Genomic DNA, 23,006 nt, shown 5'->3' with positions numbered 1-23,006 from the left:
GGACATGACATGACCCTTATGAACAACACCGCCGCAGCCGCCCTTGCTGGCTTGCTGCTGACTGCCACCGTGGTCCAGGCGCAGGACGCTGCTCCTGAGACCGGCGACATGCCGATGGCTGAAGGCCATATGCAGAGCGGAGAAATGTCCGGAGCCATGGATATGGAAGGCATGAAAAACATGGAGGGCATGGAGGGCATGGAGGGCATGATGCCCATGATGAAGATGATGGCGCAGATGGGCCCGATGATGGAGGCCTGCACCGAGATGATGCAGACCATGAACGGCCATATGAACAGCGCCGAACCCGAAGCCGACAACGGCTGAGCCTTTCGCCCGCCCGTTCAGCCGGGCGGGCGTCGCATCATTGATATCATCATGACCCAAATCATCCCGGCGCACCGCCGGCTCCGCCTCGTCCTCTGGGCCGGCACCATCGCGGTGCTCGTTATCGGCCTGACCGTTTTGATGCTTCGAAAGGACGGCGATCCGTCGCAGCAGGTCACCTATAGGGGCGAGGCCGATATCCGGTCCGAATTCTCGCTCGTCGACCATCGGGGCAAGGCGGTCACCGGAGCCGCGTATGCCGATCAATGGCAGCTCGTGTTCTTTGGCTTCACGCATTGCCCCGACATCTGCCCCACGACGCTGGCCTACATGGGCAGCGTGCTGGATCTGCTGGGGCCGAAGGCAGATCGCGTCGCGCCGCTTTTCGTGTCGGTGGACCCCGATCGCGACACCCCCGCGGTTCTCGCGGAATACGTCGCAGCCTTTCACCCCCGGCTGATCGGCCTGACCGGAAGCGAGGCTCAGGTCGCGGACGCCGCCGAAGCCTTCAAGGTCTACCACGAGCGAGTGGAAGACGCGGAGGCACCCGATGGATACCGCATGGCCCATGCCGGTCATATCTACCTGATGCGGCCGAATGGCGGGTTCGAGGCGGTGTTCTTGGAAGGCGAGCAACCGCCCGACGCCTTGGCCGAAGAGATTGCCATGCGCATTACCAAGGAGGCGAACCAATGAGGACCATATTTCGTCTGATCGCCGCGCTCCTGTCAGCGGCGACGCCTGCGCTGGCCAACCATCCGGGCGAAAATCTGGATCAGGTGATGGCCGCGACGGAGGCGGCTTTCGAGCCCACCCCGACGCGCAGCGTGCCAGTGTTGAACGCGCGGAGCGGGCCCGGCACCGCCGTCGCCCTCGATGAACTGAAAGGGAAAATCGTCGTCGTCAGCTTCGTGCCCAGGGGATGCGGTGCCCCGTGCACAGCCCAGCAGGAGCAGCTTGGCCAGGCGCTTGGGTCCCTCAATGCCGGCCCGATGCGCGAGATGGTCGAGTTTGTCTCCGTCAGCGACTCGCCGCTCGCGGTTACCGGCCCGGCTGACAATTGGACATACGCGTGGGCCGGCGGCGGGCAAACGGCCCAAACACTGGCAGCCGCCTTCGCGGCGCAAAGCGAGCGGCAGGATGAAACCCCGATGATCCACCTGCTCGACCGCGGTGGCCGGCAGGTCGGGATCTTCCACGGCTCCGAGTTTCTGCCCTTGAACCTCGTGCTATACCTCAACGGTCTGACCAACGCGCACCCGCAGCCTGAACCGGGTGTGTTCGAGCGTCTGTTCGGGTGGCTGCCATGATGACCTATCCAAGAACCGAAAAGGCGAATTGGCTTGGGGCACTGCGCCGGTTCGCGATTGTCACTGTCGCAGGGCATCTGATCTGGGAAGTCGCGCATGTTCCGCTCTACACGATCTGGCTCGAGGGAAGCTGGAGCGAGATCATTTTCGCCATCGTCCATTGCACGGGCGGCGATCTGCTGATCGCGATGAGCACCTTGCTGCTGGCGCTTTTCGTGTTCGGCTCGGAGCGCTGGCCACAGGACCGCGTCGGTCCGGTTCTGGCGGCGACGATCATCTTCGGCGTCGGTTACACGATTTTCAGCGAGTGGCTGAACATCGAGGTCCGCGAGGCGTGGGCCTACCGGGGGATCATGCCGGTGATCCCGATCATCGATGCCGGGCTGACACCGGTGCTGCAATGGGTGGTCGTTCCCACCCTTGCCTACTTCGGCGCGCTGAAGCGATGGCCCGGGCACCGGAGGTCGTGGCATGCTTGACGCGGCTTCCCTCGGCGCGATCGCGGCACTGCTGGCCGGGGCAATCTCCTTCCTGTCGCCCTGCGTGCTGCCGCTGGTGCCGGGCTACGTCTCCTACATCGCCGGGCGGTCCGGCGCGGGCAGTGCAGGGCTCAGCCGCTGGCAGGCGGTCTGGCTCAGTTTCTGTTTCGTGCTGGGATTCTCGACGATCTTCATGGCACTCGGCGCGTCGGCCACCGCGCTGGGGCAGACGCTCTTGCGGTGGCGGTTCGAATTGAACCTGATCGGCGGCGCAATCGTGATCCTCTTCGGGCTCTTCATGCTGGGTGCCGCGCGCATCCAGGCGATGGAACGCGATCTGCGCTTCAACCTCAATCTGCCCGGAGGGCGACCGGTCGCATCCTATGTGCTCGGCCTCGCCTTCGGCTTCGGCTGGACGCCCTGCATCGGCCCGATCCTCGGCGCGATCCTGACCGCCAGCGCGGCCAGCGCCACGGTGTCCGAAGGGGTGATGCTGTTGGCGATCTACTCGGCGGGACTCGGCATCCCGTTCCTGATCGTTGCGGCCTTCACCGACCGCGTCGCCGGGCATCTGCGCAGCATAAGGGGTATCGGGCGACGGCTGCACCAGGCGGCGGGGGCGGTCATGGTGATCATGGGCCTCGCGATGATGTCCGGCCAGCTCAGCGCCTTCTCGTGGTGGCTCCTGGAGACCTTTCCGGTGCTCGGCCGGATCGGATGACCCGGCGGGAACCCTCCAGCGCTGGAGGGTGGTTTTACGTTGAGCGGGTTACCCTGATTGGCCCGCACTACAGAAAGGAACGATGTCATGATGGATGGCGGCATGATGTTCGGAATGGGGATCTGGTGGATCTTGATCCTTGTGATCCTGGTGCTCGTGATCGCGGCGTTGGTCAAATATCTACGCAAATAAGAGGGGCTGATGGCGACGCCGGACAAACCTGTCGTTCTCGTCACAGGCTCCAGCGGTTACCTCGGCGCGGCCGTGGTCCGCCGACTGCACGAGCAATACCACGTCGTCGGACTCGACCGCCATTCGCCGCCGCATCCGCCGCATCAGGCGGAATGCGTCTGTTTCGATATCACCGATCAGGGCAGCGTCGATCAGGCGCTGGCGCGGGTGCGGCTGGCCTATGGCGACCGGATCGCCGCCTGCGTCCACCTCGCGGCCTTCTTCGACCTGACCGGAGAGGATAGCCCGGCCTATGATGCCGTCACGGTGGAGGGGACCCGGCGACTGCTGAAGGGTTTGCAGGACTTCGAGCTGGAGCAGTTCGTCTTCGCCTCCACCATGCTCGCCCACGCGCCGACCTCTCCGGGAAAGCCGATCGACGAGGACGCGCCGTTCGATGCAAAGCTTCCCTATCGCGCGTCCAAGATCCGCACCGAGGCGATGCTGCGCGAAGAGAAAGGCGACGATAACCTCGTCCTGATGCGCCCGGCCGGCATCTACGATGATGAGGGGCATTCGACTTTTCTCGCCCACCAGATCGCCCGCATCCACGAGAAGCGGTTCAGCGGCAAGGTCTATCCCGGCGATCTGTCTCGCGGGCAGGCGTTTCTGCATCTGGATGACCTGCTGGACGCCGTGGAGCGGATTGTGGACCGCCGCGCCGATCTGCCCGATGTCTTCCCGGTGCTCCTGGGCGAGACGGACCCGATCCCCTTCGGCGAATTGCAACGCCTGATCGGGCGGGAGCTGCACGGCGAGGATTGGGTGACATGGAACATTCCGCCCAAGCTTGCCAAGCTGGGCGCCTGGGCCGAGAACCGCGTCTTTGGCGAGGACGCCTTCATCCGCGCCTGGATGGTGGATATCTCCAGCGATCATTACGAGCTCGACCTGTCGCAGGCGAAAAGGCATCTCGATTGGCAGCCCGAACACAGTTTGCGTGCGGACATGCCGCGCATTTTGCAAAATCTGAAGGACGATCCCTACGGCTGGTATTCAGAAAATGGGTTGAACGCGGCCCGCGTCTCATCAGCCAAGGTTGCGCAGGCCGACGGCGCGCAGGATACCGACGACGACAGCGCCGCCCAGGAGAATTCCGCCGCGCGCGAGGATGACGGCCACATGCGGATGATGCACTTCCAGATGCTCTGGGTGCATTGGCTGGTGGCGGGGCTGGGACTGTGGCTGGCAACAGCGCCCTCTGTTTTCGGCACCTTCGACCAGACCGAGTTCAGCGCAGCTGTCCAGCAAGTCACCGAGGATCGCGGTCTTTGGGCCGCTGCCACGCGCAGCTGGCTGACCGCCTGGAACGATGTCTTCACCGGGCTCGCCATCACCGTGCTTGCGCTGATCTCCATGCGGCCCGGCAATGGCTGGGCGCAATGGGGCAATGCCGCGCTGGGTGTCTGGCTGCTGGCCGCGCCGCTGGTGTTCTGGACGCCGGACCCCGCCGTCTATGCCAATGACACGCTGATCGGCGCGCTGGTGATCGCACTGACCATCCTGATCCCGATGATGCCCGGCATGTCCCCCGAAGGAATGGCGGACGATGGCGACATCCCGCCCGGCTGGACCTATTGCCCGTCAACCTATGTGCAGCGCCTGCCGATCATTGCACTGGGGTTGGTGGGGTTCGTGCTGTCACGCATACTGTCGGCCTATCAGCTGGGCCATATCGACGGCATATGGGAGCCGTTCTTCTCCTCACCCTCGGCGCTGAACGGCAGCGAATATATCGTGACCTCCGAAACGTCGAAGGCCTGGCCCGTGGCCGATGGTGGCCTCGGCGCGATGAGCTACATGTTCGAGATCCTGATGGGCGTGATGGGCAGCCGCAAGCGCTGGCGCACCATGCCCTGGATGGTCGCCCTGTTCGGCATCGTGGTCGGGCCGCTGGGCGTCATCAGCATCTATTTCATCATCATCCAGCCCATCGCCATCGGCACATATTGCTCGATCTGCCTTCTGGCCGCGCTCGCAATGTTGGTGATGATCCCGTTCTCGCTGGATGAGATCGTGGCAATGATCCAGTTCATGGTATGGAACACACGCCGGGGTCGCCCGTTCTGGCGCGCTTTTTTCCGCGGCGACGCGCTGCCTGGCTCCGAGACCGGCGGAACCATGAGCTTCGATGCGCCCCCAATCAAGCTGCTCCGGCAGAGCGCGCGCGGGGTTACGGTGCCTTGGACGCTTGGCCTCAGCGCGGCCATCGGCACCTTCCTGATGCTGTCACGCGCGATCTTCGGCAACGCCATGCCGCTGGCCGGCAGCGATCATCTCGTCGGCGCACTGGTCCTGACCACGGCGGTCATCGCCTGGGCCGAGGTCGCGCGCCCTCTGCGGTTCCTCAACATGATCTTCGGAGCCTGGCTGGTGATCGCGCCCTGGTTTCTGGAAGGCGGAACGGTGGCGGGTAGCCTGATCGGTGTCCTCTGTGGCCTTGCCCTGATCGCGCTCAGCCTGCCGCGTGGACGCCGCAGCAAGGAGCATTACGGCTCCTGGGATCGCTACATCGTTTGACGCGGCGGCTCGGCAGCTGGGGCGTCAGCCGTCATTCGCTCAGCATCCGGCGAATGGCGGCTCCCTCTGCTCACCTGGCGTCCTTGAACTCGGCGTATCCGCCGCGCATCTGCACCGTGACTGTCACGTCAGAGCTGTCGAGATTACGCCAAAACCACCCGTGCTGGCCGTCGAACTCCGCGACGATCTCGCCCTAAGCCCCGGTTGGGCCACAGCCTTTCTCGCAGGTCACAGAATTGCCGCTGCTGTGGCCGTGCAGGTCGAAGTCGCACGCCCGCCTTCGAGGACCATGCGGTATTCAGCGGTCTGTCCTTGGTCCATCACCAGTTTCCATTCGGTGGAATCGCCGGGGGCCAGCCGACGGAACAGCCGTTGCGGGGCCTTGAGCCGCGATGCGGCGTCCAGCCCGTTGATCTGGCGTTCGATGTCGAAGATGGCGTCGATCATTGCCACCGCCTCCAGCGCGACAGGCGATATGTCGTGGGCGGGTTTGCCCTTCCGGACATTCCCCGTGATGTCGGCGAGTTCGAAGAACTTGCGTCGGGCATGGCTTCAGCAGAGCGCGCGGCTCACCGGGTTGGGATCACGGTCTCCGCGATAGTGGTCGTTGCAACCGCCGTAGGTATCGGCCTGCAAAATGCCCTGCCAGCCGGCGAGATGCCGGTTGGGGTGGGCCATCTTCCAGTCGCGGGAGAAGTGGAACAGCGCGGCCGGTGGCGCACCACCTGCGAAGGGGCGATCGTCTCGGACATAGGTCCGGAGCCGGGCCGCGCGCGCTCCACCCTTCGCAAGCGACGGCACCGTGTCGAGCCGGGCTTCAGGATACCGAAGATCGCGTGGAGCACGTTGACGCCGGTCTCGCGATGGAAGGCATGACCGCGGGCATGGAGGGGGCGCCCCATCCGGTCGGGCCGCTCTGGAAGGAGGGGTGTCTGGATGTCGGCGTCGTCGTGACGACCATCGTTGGGGCTATCTGTTGGCTCGGGCAGCATGTAATCGGGGGAGATACCGTGATTGCGCGCATGCGCGGCGAGCGGCGGATTCTCTTCTGTCTGTTTTTCGGGAAGGCCCAGCTCGGCGCGCACCCGGTCCTTCAGGGCCCGCTCGAGGTCAATTTCCTTCTGACGTAGTCCGGGTCAGTCGGATCGAGCGCGGTGGAATTGGGCAGGTGGCTCAAGCGGTTATCTGATTAGCCCCCTCGAGTATCCGCCGGTATCCCCGGATGGATACCGATTGATCACCAAAGCCCGAGCAGGAGGTTTACGTGCGATCCTGCCCGCGAGTGGGGTTCACACGGCGCGCGGCACGGATTGGCGACGGATACTCGAATAGTCATCCGAAAGGTGCCCGTCGAAACGATTGGAGCGATCTCAGACGGCCAGGCTCGAAGGGTCACGAAAAACAGCGCGCACTCCACGAAACGAGCTGCCGCCAGACCTTACGGACGCCGTAGACCCGCCAGTTCTCTTCGAAAACACGTCGAATCTCGGGCCGCGGGGCCTCATCGCGGCGAGCGCGAGCCGACAGGCTGTGTAACTAACAAAAATCAGCCTCCGACAAGCCCAAGGCGATTCAAACGCCCTCGACATTCACCATCAAGCCTGCGTCACGAGACTTGTGGCTTCAGCCGGACGAAGGCGCCATAATCGCAGTCGGCCACGGCACCGGATGAACGTTGCGAGCAGGATCGCTCAGCAGCACCCGCTTTTCGCGGGGCGCGAAACTTCCTGCACCAGTTCAGCCGTTTCCGGCCCGCTGGCGGCTCTTGCGACATCCGCCTGGGCGACCATACCGCAACATTTTCCATCGGCATCGGTGACGACGGCGCGACGGACCTGTTTCTCTTCCATCTTGTCGCAGCAGCCCTCGACGTCCTCTTCCGGTGAGGTCGTCAGCACATCCTTGGACATGACCTCGGACACCTTTGTCTCCGCTCCCTTGCCCTGCGCGACCGCACCACAGCAGATATCGCGATCGGTGACTATGCCGACCGGCTCGCCCGTATCGTTGATGACGGGAATGGACCCTACAGACCCGTCGGCCATGAGCTTCGCTGCATCCTGAATCGTTGCATCGGCCCCGCAACAGGTCGGATTGCTCGTCATGATCTCGTGAACTTGCATGGTATCCTCCTTCGGTTCCACAATTGGAAAACGACGAATCTTAGGTGTTTGTTTCCACGGCGGGGATGATCGGCAAGAACTTGCGAGGGCTGCCGGAAACGGCTCGGGCGAATTTTAGGCGATAAGCCGATCGCGTATTGGTCGTAAGACGACGCGGAGAACCTAATATCTACGCGGGGAGCGCCAGCGCTTCAGGAAACGGGAAGGGAAATCGTGATGCACCGACGCAGGTTCATGCAGCATTCGCTTGCAGCCATCGCCGCTCCCGCCCTTGTCGGGCGCGCTCAGGCGCAGGTGATTGTCGGTGCGATGCTGCCAATTCCCCCGCTCATGGACGTAGGTGACGAAGCTGGCAACCGGTTGGAAGCCATCCCCGGAACGCACCGTTTCACAGAAGGTATCGCAGCCCGCACCCTGGGCTGGTCTCAGGATTACCTGGGGCCGACCCTGCGGATGCGGCGCGGCCGCACAGCGCGTCTGACTGCTCAGAACCATCTGGACAGCGCGATCACGGCGCATTGGCACGGTCTGCACGTCCCGGGCCGGCAGGACGGCGGCCCGCAATCGCTGATCGCCCCGGGCCAAAAGCTTGAGCAGGCGCTGGACATCGATCAGCCGGCCGGCACCTTCTGGTATCACTCACACCCCCATGGCCGCACCGGCGACCAGGTCTATCGCGGGCTCGCCGGGATGCTGCTGATCGAGGACGACGACACGGCCTCGGGCGCCCTGCCCTCGGATTACGGCGTCGACGACATTCCCCTTATCGTTCAGGACAAGGCTTTCACCCGTCGCGGAGCCTTGGAATATGATGACGGCGGCATGGCCGCGATGCAGGGTTTCAGGGGCGACCGGATCGTCGTGAACGGCGCGCTCGACCCCGCGGTTCGGGTCCCGCAAGGACTGGTGCGCTTTCGCCTGCTGAATGCGTCCAATTCCAGGGTTTACGTCTTCAGCTTCGACGACGACCGGCGGTTCCACCAGATCGCCAGCGACGCCGGTCTCTTGCCGGCACCTGTGCCGCGCAAACAGCTTCAGCTTGCGCCGGCCGAACGGGCAGAGATCCTTGTCGACTTCTCGGATGGCGCGGGCGGGCGCCTCGTTTCGCAGGATGTCCCGGTGCAGATGATGGGCGGCATGATGGGCGGGGGCATGATGGGCGGCATGATGGGGGGTGGTTCTGGCCCGGACACCCGGAACGGCGTCTTTCGCGTTCTCGATATCGAGGTTGACCGCAGCCGGCCTGCCGCCGTCACCACACTGCCGCGGGAACTGCGCGGCGCGCATCTTCCGACGTACGGCGAACCCGTCCGCCGGCGGCGGTTCCAGCTCAACATGATGATGGGCATGGGGATGATGCGCGGCATGTTCGGCGGGCGGCCGAAGCTTGGCATCAACGGGCAAAGCTATGACATGGGGCGGATCGACCAACAACTGCGCCTTGGCGAAACCGAGATCTGGGAAATCACCGCCGACATGATGTCCCATCCCTTTCACGTGCACGGAACCTCTTTCCAGGTGCTGAGCCGGAACGGCAGGCCCGTCGAATTCGGTGAGACGGGGATGAAGGATGTGGTCTGGGTGGAGAACAGCACCGAAATCCTCGTTCGGTTCGACCAGCCGGCGAGTGTCGAGGCGCCGTTCATGTATCATTGCCATATCCTGGAGCATGAGGATTCCGGCATGATGGGCCAGTTCACCGTCAGCTGACGGCCGCGCGGCGGCGGGGGTTCCGAGTTCGGCTGCCGGACCAGTAGAACGCGCCGCTGTCGGAGCGGTGGACGATACGGCACCGCGATGGCCACGTCGCTCGTAGCCAAATCGGCGGGACCCCGGATCTTCGTTGCTCGCCGCCCGCAAGAAACGGGTGCGCCTGCGTGTATCGACCCAGCGGAATCTGCTCAGGTTAAGCCGCTAATTCGAACGTCGCGGCGGGTGTCTTCATGCCGAGCGCCTGATGCGGTCGGCGGGTGTTGTAGAAAGCGATCCAGTCGCCGATGGCGCGGCTCGCGTGGGCGAGGCTCTCGAAGCGCTGCCGATGCACGCACTGCTCTTTCAGCGACCGGATCAGGCGCTCCATCATGCCGTTCTGCTGCGGACAATGCGGCGTGATGAACTCTTGGCGCAGGCCGTAGCTGCGGACCATCTTTGTGTAATCCCGGCTGGTGAAGACGAGCCCGTTGTCGCTGCGCAGGAGGAACTCCGTGTCGACGCGGCCGAGCGTGCCGAACCGGGTGATGAGCGCCTGTTCGAGCGCGGCGACCGGGGTCGACGCTTTCCCACTCTTGGACAGGTGCCAGCCGAGCAGCTCGCGCGTGTGACAGTCCATGACGAGCGCGAGCGTCACCCACCGGTCCTTGCCGGTCCAGACGCGGCAGAGATCGGTCGCCCATCGCTCGTTGGGCGCCTGGGCCACCGACGGCATCGCCTCGATGCGGGGCCGTGCGCCGACGGGGCGCTTGCGGACCTGCCAGCCCTTCGATTGGAAGATCCGCTGGACCGTGTTCTTGTTGAACCCGAGCAGCCAGGCGACGGTGCGGTAGCCGAAGGAGGGCTCGGCCTCGATCAGCGCCTTGATCGGTCCGGCAAAGGCGGGATCGATCTTCGGCGGCGCCTTGGTTGGCCGGTAGTAGACCGTCCGCCTCGGCACCCCGAACCACGCGCACAGCTTGGTCAGCGGAACGGCGATCCCGTCGTCGCGCAGGCCCTCATGAAGCGTCCGGATCAATTGCCGTCCTCCCGCTCCATGAGGGCCTGGAGCTTTTTTCGCGCCCGGAGCTCCAGCATGGCTTCGCCGTAGGCTTCCTGTAGGTCCTTCAGCTGCTTCTCGTATTGCTGGCGCACATCGAGCGGGTTCGTCCGCAGCGCGTTCTCCATGCCCTTCTTCGCGTCATCGACCCAGCCCTCGATCTCGGACGGCGCGAGATCGTGGGCGCGGCTTGCCTCCGACACGCTCGTCTTGCCCTGGATGATCTCCACCACGAGCGCGCTCTTGCGCTTCGCGGTCCATCGCTTGATCCCATCTTCCATCGTCACACTCATCGCTACCTTCCTCGTTGTAGCATGAGCAGGTTTTCACTGGGTCGATACATGCGGTCATCTCAGACGTTCATATCCGCCGTCTCGCGCTGCGCCCTGCGGATGTCGAGGCCGGATTGCCACAGAACGATCAACCCGAACCCCACCACGAGCGTGATCGACAGCATCCAGTTAAACAGGATCATCAGAAGCGCCTGCTCCTCGGGCACGCCCAGAAGCTCGAATGCCAGCGCCGAGCCGATGATGAAACCGCCCGGCACGCGCACGAAGCGCGACAGCACGAGCGAGAAACCGGCGAACACCATCAAGAAGAGGTAATCGAAGGGAGACAGCACCACCCCGACGGCCAGACCGGCCCAGAGATAATGGCTGGCGGCGACGAGTTTGGCCAGAACGGCACCGACGACGACATAGCTGCGGTGCAGGCGGGAGCGTGGCCAGACGACGCCCGCGCAAAGTGCGCCGCGAAGCGCCGCCCCGTTCGCACGGAGCAGCTCTGCGATCCGATCAAACACCCGGCAGACCAGCGGGCCTTCGCCCGCGAACAGCTCTCGAAAGCGATAGATCGCCCAAAGCGCCAGCCCGAAAAGGGTGAAGTTCACCGCCCCCGCGACAGCGAGCCCCAGTTCCAGATTACCTTCGATCCGCGGGACCTGCCCCGCCATCGCCACCAACCCGGCGAAGAGCGCGAAAACCACACCGTCGATGAAGCGTGCGATGATCGTCGTGGTCAGGACAGTGCCCATCTTCAACCCCTCCCTCCGCGCGACAAGCCAGGACCGCACCAGCGGGCTGATTCCCAGGGGCACCAGCACGTTGGCGCCGTAACCGGCCAGCAGCGCGCCGGTCAGCCGCAAGGTGCGGACGGGTTTCACGTCATGCAGGATCTGGCGCCATTTCCATCCATTCAGAAGCTGCTCGAGCAGGATCGTTCCGGCAAGCACCGCGACCCAGCCGGCGCGCGCCTCGCCGAGACCTTCCAGGAAGCGGCCGACATCAAGATCCCGGTAGAGCCAGAATACCAGAAAAAGCGCCAGGACGCCGCCCAGCAAGGGCGGCAGCCAACGCTTCAGAAGCCTTCCTGTCGCGCGTCCTGGGGCAGCCGAACCGCTGTCAGCGCTTTGGTTTCGCGGAGTATGGGGATCGGTCACGCGAAGTGTCTATCTCGTCTCATTGCCAGGAGGTTCCGACGGAACCTTTCATGAAAGGCGAAGCAATCGCCAACCCGAAAGCCAATGATCGCAAGCCCTTATCCGCACATGTTCGTGATGCCGCTCGCCGCCCGGACCTTGCACCGGGTTGTGGCGCGGGGCGTCGGCGTCGCATGGTGCCTGACAGTCTGCCGGATGCCCCCCTTACAGCATCGACCTGATATCGGACGCCCCCGTCGGATAGGCCGCCGGCATCGCCCTGATCTGATCGACGGTGAGCCCCAGCTTGATCGCCAGCGAAAAGACATTGATCAGCTCGGCATAATCGGGCCCGAATATATGTGCGCCCAGGATCTTGCCGTCCTTGGCGGATATGATCCTGGCGCCCGCGTTAGTCTCATTCAGTCGCTTTTGTGAGAACCAGCCGGAGGTGTCGGTGAAGGACACGTTCACCTCCCCGGTCTCGCGCGCTTCTTCCTCCAGCATCCCCACCCGCGCGAGCTCGGGGATGGTGAAGACGACGCTCGGAACCCCGGTGTAATCCGGCTCTGTCCGCTTGCCCTTCAACATGTTCGAGGCGGCGATCCTGCCTTCGAAGACGGCCACCGGCGTCAGCGGCTTGCCGGGAGAGGCCGCGGCATCGCCGGCGGCGAAGATGCGGGAGTTCGAGGTCGATTGCAGCCAGGGCGTGACCTTCACGCCGCCCTGTCCGGTCTCGATGCCGGCGGCTTTCAGGTCCAGCCCGTCGACGGCAGGCACCCGGCCCGCACCGTGGACGACGAGGTCGGCTTCGATCTGCCGGGGGCTGCCGTTCTGGCTGTAGGTCACGAGATGCCCCTCGCCTGCGGCCTCGATCCGCTCGGGCGTGGCACCCGCGACGATCTTGATCCCCGCCGCGCGGCTGCGCGCCAGCAGCATGTCCACGAGGTCCGGATCGAACGCCTTCAGCTGCCGCGCGCCGTGATCGAGGATCGTGACCTCGGCCCCGGCCCGCGCGGCGATATGCGCGAACTCGAACGAGATATAGCCTCCGCCGACGAAGGCGATGCGCTGCGGCAGCTCGGCCAGGTTCAGGAAATCGGTGCTGTCGATCAGCCGATCCGCGCCGGGAAAGTCCAGCGGGCGCGGCTTGGCGCCAGTGGCGATCAGGGCGTGGCGGAACGCGATGCCGCCATGGCCCTCGATCTCGATCCGGTCTTCGGCGGTGAAGCGGGCGGCGCCGTGCAGGCAGCGCACGCCGGCCTGCCGCAGCCCCTCTTCCATGTTCTCGGGCACCGGGTCGGTGAAGCTTTCCTTGTGCTTCATCAGCGCGGGCCAGTCGATCCGGGTCTCGCCCGCGACCCCCTTGCCCGCCAGCAACCGCGCGGCATCGACCGCCTCTGCCCCGGCGCGCAGCATCTTCTTGGGGTCGCAGCCGCGCAGCGCGCAGGTGCCGCCATAGGGCAACTCATCGACGATGGCGACGGACCAACCGGCCTTGCTGCATTTCTTAGCGGCGTTGATCCCGGCCATGCCGGCGCCGATGACGATCAGGTCGAGTGTCTCGGTCATGGGAATTCCTTTCATCCGGCGCAGCACGACAGTGCGGCCACGTCCTTTTCGAATGTCTGCGCGGCCAGCTTCAGCCCTTCGACCGTGGTGAGATAGGGCATGACCGTGTCGCCCAGCTCCTCGTAGGTCAGCCCGGCCTTCAGGGCCATCGCGGCCGTCTGGATGCTGTCGGCACCCTCGGGGGCAAGGATCTGCGCACCGAGCAGGCGCTTGCTGCCCGCCTCGGCCACCAGCTTGATGAGCCCGCGCGTGTCGCGGGCCGCCAAGGCACGGGGCACGGCATCGAGCGGCAGGACAGAGGTGACGACTGCGTGCCCGGCCGCGCGCGCCTGCGCTTCGCTCAGGCCGACCCCGGCCACCTGCGGGTCCGAAAAGACGACCCAGGGCATGGTGGCGTTGTTGTAGGAGGCCGCCGCGCCGGCCACCGCGTTGCGCGCCGCGATCTTGGCGCCGTAGGCCGCCATGTAGACGAACTGATCGCGGCCCGTGACATCGCCGGCGGCCCAGACATTCGGGTTTGCGGTGCACATGTTGGCGTCGGTCTCGATCCCGCCGCGTGCATCCGTGGCGACCCCGGCTGCGGCAAGGTTCAGACCATCGCTGTTGGGCACCCGGCCCGTGGCAAGCACAAGGCGCTCGGCCATGAGCATCTCACCCCCGGCAAGGCGCAGGGCGACACCCTCATCCCTCTGCGCAACCTGCTCGTAGCCCTTCGCCCGCACCAGCCGGATACCTTCGTCGGCAAGATAGCCCGCCAGCGCCGCCGAAACCTCGGGCTCCGCTTCCGGCAGCACGCCCCGGCGGCTGACCAGCGTCACGGCGACCCCGGCCCGCGCGAAAAGCTGCGCCAGTTCCACGCCGATGTAACCTGCGCCCAGAACCAGCATCGAGGCGGGCAGCGCACTCAACTCCAGCGCTGAAGTGCTGTCGAGCGTCGCGACTTCGTCGATGCCTGGAATTGCCGGGACATGTGGGCGGGAGCCCGTGGCGATGATGATCCTTGCAGCCGGAAAGACCGCGCCCTCGACCGTCAGCCTGCCGTCATCCGCGAACCGGGCACGACCTTCGATATAGTCGACATTCTCGTGGCGGGGCAGCACGTCGGCGTATTTCGCCCCACGCAGCTCTTCGACCAACGTCTGTTTCTGCGCGACGGTGGCGGCCCAATCGGTGACGCGACCCTCTGCCGTGATCCCGTCGAAGCGGGCGGCGGCGCGGGCATGGTGAACGCTTTCGACCGTGCGGATCAGAGCCTTGGAGGGCACGCAGCCGAAATTGACGCAGGTTCCGCCGATGGTGCCCGCGCCGATCAGCGCGACGCGCGCCCCGGATTCTGCGGCGGTGATGGCGGCGGAGAACCCGGCCGAGCCCGCGCCGATCACGGCGAGGTCGTAGCGGGAGGGTTCGGGGGTTTGGTGATCTTTCATGATGATCTCGCCTGAAGGTTCCGGCGCTTCCACAGCGCATAGATCGTGATGGCGATGAACAGGCCCAGTGCGGGGAAGATCACGTAGTCGAGCCATCCCAGCACGGCGGAAAGCCCGACCGCGCCAAGCAGAATGACGAGCACGGGGGTGAAGCAGCACAGCGCGACAATCACCGTGCCGATGATGCCGGTCTTCAGCAGTCCCTTGTGCCTGTTGAGGTCGCCATCCAACGGGCGGGCGCCGCTCATGATCCCGCTTTCTCGGCGAAGGCCGCGCCGTAACCGGGGCCTGCCGCCGCCGCGAATCTGTCGCACGGTGTCATGGCTCGCACGCCGATCACCCCGGCCCCGGTCGCAATCCCGCCCAAGTGGTCCTCGGGTTGATCTGTCGTCACGAATGCGTCGTCTGTCATCGCAGTGCCCTTTATTGCCGCGTGATGACAGACAAGATAGGGTCTGTAGCAACTACAGGATCAAGGAGAAAACCGGTGGCGCAGGATCACACAGACGCGAGCGATCTGAAACGCTCCGAGCTTGCACGCCTGACCGGCTGCAACCTCGAGACGATCCGCTACTACGAAGGCGTCGGCCTGATGCCAGACCCCCCGCGCAGCCCCGCTGGACACCGCCGCTACGGCGCTGCGCATGTGCAGCGGCTCGGCTTCATCATGCGGGCGCGCGAGCTCGGCTTTACCATGGAGGAGATCCGCGGGCTTCTGGGCATGGTCGATCGCGGCAGTCACACCTGCGCCGATGTCGAAAGGATGGGTCGCCGTCACCTGGAAGTCGTCCGGGCAAAGATCCGCGACCTGGAGGCGATCGAAGCCACCCTTGCGTCGACGATCGAGCAATGCAGCGGAACGAGCACGCCCGACTGCCCACTGCTCGACGCGTTGGCCCGTTGACGAAAGGTCGAGCAAGCCGAAGCCACTGGACTGCTTCACATGCCGCGACACAGAACACGTTTTGCGCCATTCCGACTTGACACCATATCCTTATGTTTGCTACTTATTATAACTATATCAATTACTTAGCAGAGAATCCTACCACCCCAGCCATGTATCTCTGGAAATTCGTGACCTGATGGGATGGCCGTTGCTCGAACGGCGAGCCTTGCATCTGCGCGTCGCGGCGCCTCACGCTCGCGCCCCTGCGCCGGCTGAACGGTGGGCGCGCGCGCCCGGCCGTGCAGACCCGCGGGCTCTCGCACACGCCCGCCCGCTTCACTGTGATTTGCCGCCTTCACCGGGGCTGGCGTCCGACAGCGAAACAGCCGCGTCGCTCCAACCGGGGTTCTTGGCGACGAGTTCGACGGTGTTGCCGTCGGGATCGAAGGTGAAGATCCCCCGCCATCCGACCCAGTCGAAGGTCTCGACGCGGTAGTCCAACCCGAGCGCCGCGTACCAGGCGATGACCGCCTCCTGTTCCTGCCATGGCAGGCTGAGCGCGATGTGATGGAGCGAGGATCCCGGGCCGGTCGAAGGTGGGCGGTCACCGGCCCGGGTTCGGCCCGCGCCCTCGATGTCGTGACGAAACAGGGCCAGCACCGCCGTGTGGCCCTCAAAGCCCTCGGCGATGCGGAAAAAGGCGATGGGCGCGTCCTGCGGGTCTCTCATCAACTCAAGCCCGATCACGTCGCGGTAGAACGCGACCATGGCGTCGTGGTCAATGCAGCGGATGGCGATTTCGCCGAGGGCGCGGACGGTGAAGCCTCGTTCGGTCATTCGATATCTCCGGTTTGTTGTGATCAGGATGAGACTCGGTTTGCCTCATGTCCGCTCGGCCGCCTTTGCGAGAGCAGACGCAGACAGAACGCCGCTTCGGCCAGGATCGTCAGCCCGTAGGCCGGCAGGAACGCCGGCGAAAGCTCGGGCGCGAAGAACCGCAGGCCGCTGCCGGTGAGATAGACAAGCCCGGCGACCGCGAGGCCGGCGCCGAACGCCTTCGCGATGAACCCCGAGCGCCAGACGATCAGGCCCATGATAAGGCTGTTCACACCGAAGAAGACCAGCCCGAGATCGTAGCCATGCGCGTGCAGGTCCAGGAACACCAGCGCGAGCAGCGGCGCATCGCTCAGCCCCTCGGCGCGGATCAGTACGAGCCAGGCCGCGAGCAGCGCCATGAGGCTTGCCGCGATCAGCACCGTCTGGATCAGGCGAAACACCATTGCCGACAGCGCCAGACCCGGCGCCACCCTGCGAAAGACCAGGTAAAGCAGGATCGCGACGCCCGCGTCGCTGAGCGCCATCACGAGGTCGGCGGCGATGGCGAGCCGGAAAAGGCCGGGGGCGGCAAGGATCGCCGTGGCGATGGCGTCCGCATCGGCGAAATCGATCAGCGGCCCGCGAAGGCCAAGCTCGGCCCCGAGACCGGTGATGATGATGACGAGGTAGAGAAGCCCGGCAAACCGCGTCTTCCGGACGAGGTCGTCGGTGAGGGCAAGGGTGCTCATGGGCTGTTTCCCGTTCCGAAAAGCGATCGGGCGGATTATGCCCTGCTTGCGCCCCGACGTATCGGAAAAAATCCTCTGGATCGGCGGGTCACCCGCTGCCCGGCGGCGAGGCGAGGGTCACATGATTGGCGCCGCACCCGAAGGGCGCGCCGTCAGTCGTTTCCGGCGTCCGCGACACCCTTGAACAGAAGGTCGTCCACACTGCCCCCATGCAACACCGAGATATCGCCGGTGGTCTCCAGCACCACGGCGCGGACCTTGGACAGATCGAGCGCATTCGCCTCGCGCAACTTGGCGACCAAGTCTTCCTCGGCCACGCGGGTGCTGCGCAATGCGTCGTGGAGGATCACACCGTCCTTCATCAGCAGGACCGGCGTGTTCTGCACCACTTCATCCAGCCGGGGCGACCAGTGCCGCAGCCGCGAGACGAAATACTGAACGGCAAAGAGGCTGGCCATTGCCGCCAGCGTCTGGACGAATCCGGTCCACTCTTTCGACTGTGATGCACCCGCCAGCAGCGACCCCATGGCGATCGTCATGACGAAATCGAAATTAGTCATCTTCGAGAATGACCGCAAGCCGACGAAGCGGACCAGCAGGATAACCCAGAAAATGGCGACTGCGCTCAGCACGGCGCCCGTCGTTATGGCGTCAGCAAGGGGTTTCTCGAAAAAGATGGTTCTGGTCTCCCCGGTTGCGCCGCGCCTGTTCAGCATAAACCAAACTCCCGGTCGCGTTTCAATCCACCAGTTGAAGGACGGGCTTGAAGAGCGGGAGCAGTATTTTGCCCGCAAGGTCTCTGTACGCTTGCGCGCAGGAACCCAGAGGCGGCGTGACGCGTTCCCGGATCACTAGCCAGGATAAACTGTAACCTGCTGATTTCTGGAGGCGATTGTCGCCGTTCAACGCCTCGGGGGCGAACGATGAAGCTACGGTGTTTCACAGCATTGACGGTGCTGGTTCTCGCGATTCTGCTGCCGCCCCTGGGTGCGCTGATCTGCGCCGTGATCATCACAATTCAGCTTGCGCTGATGGCGCTTCGGCCGCTGCTCGCCTGTCAGGCCGCGCACTCTGCATCGGGCGCGCGGGCTCCCGCCGGGCACTGGTTCTCGGTCCATGTCGCCACCCACGCCGAGCCGCCCGGCCTGGTGATCGCCACTCTGCGCGCCCTTCTGGCCCAGGATTGGCCCCCCGAAGGTTTCGAGATCATCGTGATGGACAACAACACCGCCGATCCGGCGCTCTGGAAGCCGGTCGAGCGGTTCTGCATGGCTCATCCCGACCGCATCCGGTTCTTGCACCGCATGCAGGTCTCGGGCGCCAAGGCCGGGGCGCTCAACATCGCGCTTGACCATGTCGACCCCCGCACCACCCATGTCGTCACGGTAGACGCCGATTACGTGGTCGCACGCGATTTTCTGCGCCGCGCTGCGGCGGCTCTGCATCGGACAGGCGCGGATTACGTGCAGTTTCCGCAATCCTATAGCGGCGCCACCATCGCCGCCCCGGGGGTGGACGCCGAACTCGAGGAATATTTCCGCACCAACGCAGCCAAGGCCGACGATGCCGAGGCGGTGCTGCTGACCGGCACCCTGTGCGTCATCTCCCGCGCGGCGCTGGCGGCGGCGGGGGGATGGTCGGGCGCGACCACGACCGAGGATGCGGAACTGGGCGTGCGGCTGTGCAATGGGGGGTTTTCGGGGCGTTTCATCAACCAGGTCGTGGGAAAGGGTCTCTTGCCCCTGTCGTTGCACGACCTTGAAAGGCAGCGCTATCGCTGGTGCAGCGGCAATGCCCAGACGTTGATCCGGCACGCCCGGCTCATCTTCACCGGCGCGGGCTCCCTCACCCTTGCCAGGCGGCTGGTCATCCTGTCCCAGCTGACCGCGTGGTTCAACCTGGCGCTGGCGCCCTTCACGCTCCTGTGCATGTGGTTGCTGACCGGGCGCGGCCACACGTTCGCGGCGACGCTGGCCGGTTTCGCCATCCTTCTCAGCCTTTGCGATATCGTCCTGCGCGTCCTGACGCGCGGTTGGCGGGATGGATTGCCTGCGCGGATTGTCCTGCATGCTCTCGCCTGTCGCACCGCGCTGGCGCCGCAATCCGCCAAGGCCACGGTCGACGCGCTGATTGGCAGCCGCCTGACCTTCATCGTGACGGACAAGACCGGCGACAAGCTTCGCGCCTCAAGGGATCTCCACCACTGCCAATTGGTTCTGTTTGTCGCCGCAACGCTTCTGCTGGCCGTCTCCGCTCCGGCAAGTCCGGTAATCCTCGCGGCGCTCGCGGCGCTGATGCTGCCGTGGCCGGCGGCGCTGCTGACCGGCCGCAGTCTGCGCGCTTATCGTGAGTCCGTCATGCCAGCCATGAGAGAGACGCCCGCATGACCCGTGATCCGCTGTCCCCCCTGGTCGATATCGTCATTCCGACCTACAACCGCGCGCATCTGATCGACGCGGCGATCCGCGCGGCGCTGGATCAAAGCTGGTGGAACACCCGCGTCACCGTGATCGACGATGCCAGCACCGATGCGACGGCGCAGGCGGTGGAGCCATTCCTGACGCATCCGAAATTCAACTACATCCGCCTTGCGCGGAACCTCGGCACGGCCAATGCCAAGAACGCGGGGCTTCTGCTGACCGGGGGCGATGCGGTCACCTTCCACGACTCCGACGATATCCCGCATCGCGACAAGCTGCTGCATCAGGTACGCGTGCTGACGGCGCAGGACATCGGCGCCGATGACTGCCTGAACTGGCGCCTCGCTGGCAAGCAGGCGGGCCAACGGCTGGAGGTGAGCGCCGCGCTCGTCCACCACGAGCTGATCCTGTCGGACGGGCGGCGGGTCGAGATCAGGCGCGATCTGTCGCTGCTTGATGACGTGTTTCCGAACCTGCAGATGGGCGCCCAGGTGCCGGGCGAATGGACGCATGTCAATTCGGGGCTTTTCGCCGCCGACGTGTTCCGCCGCCTCGGCGGCTTCGAAGATTGCATCGAGGAGGATCGAGAGTTCCGCAACCGGCTGATCCTCAACGGCGAGGTCATCTGGATCGTGCCGGAACTGCTGCTGACCAAGATCGAGACGCCGGACAGCCTGACGCAATCCGCGGCGTCGGATTACGACAGCGCCCGGCGCCGGGCCGACCGTCAAGCGGTCTGGGCCCGGGTCGACCGCTGGCGCAAGACCGGCAAGGTAGATCCGGCGCCGGTGGACATCCCGCACCTCGGGCTGGCGCATGTCAGCCAACCGGGTTGGCTGCGCCAGCGCGACATGCCGGTCACGCAACAGACGGCAGCGGCCGTGCAACAGAGCCTGGCGGCAAATCGCGCGCCCCAGATGGCCGCGCAATGAAGACGCTGCGGCATGAGGCGGATAGGCCCCGCATCGCCATCGTCGATCCGTGCAGCGCGGCGGGATACGATCTGCCCGACCTGGAAACTGGCGGACTGGGCGGGACAGAGGCCACGGTGCTGCGCATCGCGACCGCCCTGCGCGCTCGCTTTGACATCGCGCATTACCAGGAGGGCCGGCGCGAGCGGCGGCAGTCGCCGGCGGGTCAGTTGCACCCCCTACCCCAGGTCGACGGCGCCGCCCCCTTCGCCGCGATCATCGTCATCAACCGCTGGAAGGTTGCGCTGAAGCTGCGCAAACGCCATCCCGATACGCCGATCTTCCTTTGGCTGCATGTCTATCCGGGTCGACATAACCGCAGGATGGGCGCCGCATTGAAATCTGCCGGCATCCCGGTCATCTGCGTCTCTCACACCCATGCCGCAAAGCTTCGGCGCTTTCTCGGCGAAGACGTGAAACCACTCCTGCGCGTGATCTATAATCCTGTCGACGACGATCTGCGCCCCGACGTCACACCGCGCGACCCTTGCCGGCTCCTGTTCGCGAGTTCGCCGCACAAGGGGCTGGATGAAGTCTTCGCCCAGTTCGCGGCCGTGCGTCGCGAGATACCGGACCTGACGCTTGTCGTCGCCGACCCGGGGTACATGCGATGGGACACCGGACCGGCGCCGGAGGGCGTGGTGTTCGTCGGGTCGCTCTCGCACCCGGCGCTGATCCGCCAGATGCGCCGCGCGCTGTGCCTGTTCTATCCGCAGACCAAATTCGCCGAAACCTTCGGGCTGATCCTGGCGGAGGCGAACGCCGTCGGAACGCCGGCTCTTGTCCATGACGGGCTGGGCGCGAATGCCGAAATCGTGCCGGACCCGCGGCAATTGGTGGACGGCGACGACCCGAGGCAAATCCTCGCTCGCATCGCGGAGTGGCGCCGTTCGCCGCCGCGGGTCGCGGCCAATCCCGCCTTTCGCCTCCGAACGGTGGCGCGGGACTGGCTGCGGCTTCTTGAAGCCACAGCCGCGGGAGCGGACGTGGCCGCGACGACAACGCCATCATAGCCACGCATGCGCCGGCGCCGAGAAATGCGCATTTGACGCGGAAGACGCCGCGCGGAAACTCGGTCAGGCGTCGGATGACATCTACGGCTCCGACGACCTCATGACCGACGCGGCCGAATTGTCCCCGCAACATGGACGCGGCGTCGCCGCCGCCAGATACGCCTCCATCGTCCGGCCTTGTCCTGCGGCGTAATCGCGGGCGACCTCGTTCCAGTCGATCCGGGTCCATGCCCTCCAGTCCGGGACGTGGTGATCCCGGTGCGGCGCTGCCGGCAGGTGACCGATCGCCTGCGCCGGAGCGCGCGCGGGACCATAGTCGGCCACCTCCCGTCTCTCGGAAAAACGTTCGAGGCTCTGGTCCCACTGCGCATCGCCCATGGTCAGGGACAGCGCGCGCGCCTTCGGATCGTATTCCGCCGTGAACAGCGTGCCGAATCCTTCGCCGTAGCGATCCTGCCGCAGCGGCGGCCGCAGGAACGCCCGTCGCAGCTTCCGGGGATCGCGCCGCAACCGCTTCAGATGCGCGTGCCGCTCGAAGGTGCGGGTGAATTGCGGTCTGTCCGCCTGACCGGCGCCCTGGTGGTTCGTGGCGATCGCCTGCGGCATGATCCTCGCGCCGCCGCCGGGGTGGAGTTCGACGCTCGCGGTGCGCCCCGCGGCATCGGCCAGGACGACGTTATAGGCCATGTGCGACGGCACCCGCCGCAGCACGGCCAACGCCGCCTCGACCGTATCGCAGGTCTCAAGCACGTAGCGCAGGATGGTCGTGACGCCAAACCCGCGCCCTGTCTCGGCCCGCCCGCCATAGGCCAGCGCGACGCTGAGGCCCGCATCGTTGATCCCGTCCGACAGGCCCCAGAGGAATTCGACCATCCCCATCACGGCGCGCCCCGTCCATTCGCTGCGCAAGAGCAACCCCTCGTTCAGTTCAGGCGACAGGTCGTAATTGCGCACCAGCCGCACGGTCTCGCCCCTGGCCGCCGCCGCGATCGAACAACCGCCCAGGTAGACCGGTGGGCGCCAGGTGGACAGGAACCGCGCCGCGCGGTCCGAACCACCTGCAAGCAGGGTCAGCCGGCGGTGCAGCGGCGCCAGTTCCGGCATGTAATGCGCAAGCGCGGCCTCGCATTCCGCGCGGGACGGGCTGGCGCCGCCGCTACGGGCGACGAACCATGTCTCGTAGGCGGGCCAGGACCGCGCCCACCGCGCGGCCCATTTGGGACCGGGGCTGGCCTCATCTACGGCGTCGAAGGTCAGTGTTGTCGCGCTCAT

The 23,006-nt window shown here is 65.3% G+C and carries 24 protein-coding genes and 1 pseudogene; 12 read left to right on the top strand and 13 right to left on the bottom strand.

Going from position 1 to position 23,006, the window contains the following annotated elements; translation table 11 throughout:
* Positions 1–9: 9 nt before the first annotated feature.
* From D6850_RS10975 to D6850_RS10950, 6 genes are all read left to right on the top strand, one after another.
* Positions 10–327, top strand: coding sequence for a hypothetical protein (locus D6850_RS10975; protein ID WP_121166695.1), 318 nt, complete (start codon positions 10–12; stop codon positions 325–327).
* Positions 328–378: 51 nt separating this feature from the next.
* On the top strand, positions 379–1,023 hold the full coding sequence (locus D6850_RS10970; RefSeq protein WP_121166693.1) for an SCO family protein: 645 nt from the start codon (positions 379–381) through the stop codon (positions 1,021–1,023).
* Positions 1,020–1,637 (top strand): thioredoxin domain-containing protein, encoded by a 618-nt coding sequence (locus tag D6850_RS10965; RefSeq protein WP_121166691.1) that lies wholly within the window; start codon positions 1,020–1,022, stop codon positions 1,635–1,637. Before D6850_RS10970 ends, D6850_RS10965 begins: the two co-directional genes overlap by 4 nt.
* Positions 1,637–2,116 carry a hypothetical protein gene (locus D6850_RS10960; protein ID WP_121166962.1) on the top strand — a complete coding sequence of 160 codons (480 nt, stop codon included), beginning with the start codon at positions 1,637–1,639 and terminating at the stop codon, positions 2,114–2,116. Before D6850_RS10965 ends, D6850_RS10960 begins: the two co-directional genes overlap by 1 nt.
* Complete coding sequence (locus tag D6850_RS10955) at positions 2,109–2,837, top strand: cytochrome c biogenesis CcdA family protein (protein ID WP_121166689.1); 729 nt, start codon at positions 2,109–2,111, stop codon at positions 2,835–2,837. Before D6850_RS10960 ends, D6850_RS10955 begins: the two co-directional genes overlap by 8 nt.
* A 201-nt stretch (positions 2,838–3,038) precedes the next feature.
* A complete protein-coding gene (locus D6850_RS10950; RefSeq protein ID WP_121166687.1) occupies positions 3,039–5,588 on the top strand; it encodes an NAD-dependent epimerase/dehydratase family protein in 2,550 nt (849 codons plus the stop codon).
* A 377-nt stretch (positions 5,589–5,965) separates the two neighbouring features.
* Here D6850_RS10950 and D6850_RS10940 read toward each other — a convergent pair.
* A pseudogene (locus D6850_RS10940) lies at positions 5,966–6,392 on the bottom strand (IS66 family transposase); the annotation flags it as partial.
* 59 nt (positions 6,393–6,451) lie between these two features.
* Here D6850_RS10940 and D6850_RS19715 point away from each other — a divergent pair.
* A complete protein-coding gene (locus tag D6850_RS19715; protein WP_245964157.1) occupies positions 6,452–6,718 on the top strand; it encodes a hypothetical protein in 267 nt (88 codons plus the stop codon).
* Positions 6,719–7,279: 561 nt separating this feature from the next.
* Here the strand turns inward: D6850_RS19715 and D6850_RS10930 are convergent.
* Positions 7,280–7,711 (bottom strand): CBS domain-containing protein, encoded by a 432-nt coding sequence (locus D6850_RS10930; RefSeq protein ID WP_121166960.1) that lies wholly within the window; start codon positions 7,709–7,711, stop codon positions 7,280–7,282.
* 216 nt (positions 7,712–7,927) lie between these two features.
* Here D6850_RS10930 and D6850_RS10925 point away from each other — a divergent pair, with 216 nt between their 5' ends.
* Positions 7,928–9,421, top strand: a complete 1,494-nt coding sequence (locus D6850_RS10925) for a multicopper oxidase family protein (protein ID WP_147438894.1) — start codon at positions 7,928–7,930, stop codon at positions 9,419–9,421.
* 196 nt (positions 9,422–9,617) lie between these two features.
* Here D6850_RS10925 and D6850_RS10920 read toward each other — a convergent pair whose 3' ends face one another.
* From D6850_RS10920 to D6850_RS19485, 7 genes are all read right to left on the bottom strand, one after another.
* On the bottom strand, positions 9,618–10,439 hold the full coding sequence (locus D6850_RS10920; RefSeq protein ID WP_166434044.1) for an IS3 family transposase: 822 nt from the start codon (positions 10,437–10,439) through the stop codon (positions 9,618–9,620).
* The gene (locus D6850_RS10915; RefSeq protein WP_121166685.1) at positions 10,436–10,753 is read right to left on the bottom strand and encodes a transposase; all 318 of its coding nucleotides are present in this window, start codon (positions 10,751–10,753) and stop codon (positions 10,436–10,438) included. Before D6850_RS10915 ends, D6850_RS10920 begins: the two co-directional genes overlap by 4 nt.
* Before the next feature lie 59 nt (positions 10,754–10,812).
* Positions 10,813–11,802, bottom strand: a complete 990-nt coding sequence (locus tag D6850_RS10910; protein WP_166434043.1) for a lysylphosphatidylglycerol synthase transmembrane domain-containing protein — start codon at positions 11,800–11,802, stop codon at positions 10,813–10,815.
* A 303-nt stretch (positions 11,803–12,105) separates the two neighbouring features.
* Positions 12,106–13,452 (bottom strand): dihydrolipoyl dehydrogenase family protein, encoded by a 1,347-nt coding sequence (locus D6850_RS10905; protein WP_121166681.1) that lies wholly within the window; start codon positions 13,450–13,452, stop codon positions 12,106–12,108.
* An 11-nt stretch (positions 13,453–13,463) separates the two neighbouring features.
* Entirely contained in the window at positions 13,464–14,879 is a 1,416-nt protein-coding gene (gene merA / locus D6850_RS10900) for a mercury(II) reductase (RefSeq protein WP_121166679.1), read from the bottom strand.
* Positions 14,876–15,127, bottom strand: coding sequence for a mercury resistance system transport protein MerF (gene merF / locus D6850_RS10895; RefSeq protein WP_121166677.1), 252 nt, complete (start codon positions 15,125–15,127; stop codon positions 14,876–14,878). The genes merA and merF overlap by 4 nt, the downstream gene beginning before the upstream one ends.
* Positions 15,124–15,291: a hypothetical protein gene (locus tag D6850_RS19485; RefSeq protein ID WP_166434042.1), complete on the bottom strand. Its 168-nt coding sequence runs from the start codon at positions 15,289–15,291 to the stop codon at positions 15,124–15,126. The genes merF and D6850_RS19485 overlap by 4 nt, the downstream gene beginning before the upstream one ends.
* 75 nt (positions 15,292–15,366) lie before the next feature.
* Between D6850_RS19485 and D6850_RS10890 the strand changes: the two genes are divergently transcribed.
* Positions 15,367–15,783, top strand: a complete 417-nt coding sequence (locus D6850_RS10890) for a MerR family transcriptional regulator (protein WP_245964156.1) — start codon at positions 15,367–15,369, stop codon at positions 15,781–15,783.
* A 318-nt stretch (positions 15,784–16,101) separates the two neighbouring features.
* Here the strand turns inward: D6850_RS10890 and D6850_RS10885 are convergent, their stop codons facing one another.
* The 3 genes from D6850_RS10885 to D6850_RS10875 all read right to left on the bottom strand — a co-directional run bounded on the left by D6850_RS10885 (position 16,102) and on the right by D6850_RS10875 (position 18,007).
* Positions 16,102–16,602 carry a VOC family protein gene (locus tag D6850_RS10885; RefSeq protein ID WP_121166673.1) on the bottom strand — a complete coding sequence of 167 codons (501 nt, stop codon included), beginning with the start codon at positions 16,600–16,602 and terminating at the stop codon, positions 16,102–16,104.
* Positions 16,603–16,625: 23 nt separating this feature from the next.
* Positions 16,626–17,330: a DUF4386 domain-containing protein gene (locus D6850_RS10880; RefSeq protein ID WP_121166671.1), complete on the bottom strand. Its 705-nt coding sequence runs from the start codon at positions 17,328–17,330 to the stop codon at positions 16,626–16,628.
* A 152-nt stretch (positions 17,331–17,482) separates the two neighbouring features.
* Positions 17,483–18,007 (bottom strand): DUF421 domain-containing protein, encoded by a 525-nt coding sequence (locus tag D6850_RS10875; RefSeq protein WP_425452381.1) that lies wholly within the window; start codon positions 18,005–18,007, stop codon positions 17,483–17,485.
* Between the two features lie 276 nt (positions 18,008–18,283).
* On the opposite strand from D6850_RS10875, the gene D6850_RS10870 reads away from it, so the two are divergent.
* From D6850_RS10870 to D6850_RS19480, 3 genes are all read left to right on the top strand, one after another.
* Entirely contained in the window at positions 18,284–19,717 is a 1,434-nt protein-coding gene (locus tag D6850_RS10870) for a glycosyltransferase family 2 protein (RefSeq protein WP_245964166.1), read from the top strand.
* Positions 19,714–20,682 (top strand): glycosyltransferase family 2 protein, encoded by a 969-nt coding sequence (locus D6850_RS10865; RefSeq protein ID WP_121166665.1) that lies wholly within the window; start codon positions 19,714–19,716, stop codon positions 20,680–20,682. The genes D6850_RS10870 and D6850_RS10865 overlap by 4 nt, the downstream gene beginning before the upstream one ends.
* 116 nt (positions 20,683–20,798) lie before the next feature.
* Positions 20,799–21,734, top strand: a complete 936-nt coding sequence (locus D6850_RS19480; RefSeq protein ID WP_166434040.1) for a glycosyltransferase — start codon at positions 20,799–20,801, stop codon at positions 21,732–21,734.
* Between the two features lie 81 nt (positions 21,735–21,815).
* Here the strand turns inward: D6850_RS19480 and D6850_RS10855 are convergent, their stop codons facing one another.
* Complete coding sequence (locus D6850_RS10855) at positions 21,816–23,006, bottom strand: C45 family autoproteolytic acyltransferase/hydrolase (RefSeq protein WP_121166663.1); 1,191 nt, start codon at positions 23,004–23,006, stop codon at positions 21,816–21,818.

Origin of the sequence: Roseovarius spongiae, assembly GCF_003651245.1 — a bacterium.
Lineage (GTDB): Bacteria > Pseudomonadota > Alphaproteobacteria > Rhodobacterales > Rhodobacteraceae > Roseovarius > Roseovarius spongiae.
The sequence above is the reverse complement of the archived record's forward strand: the minus strand, read 5'-3'. Positions and strand labels throughout refer to the sequence as shown.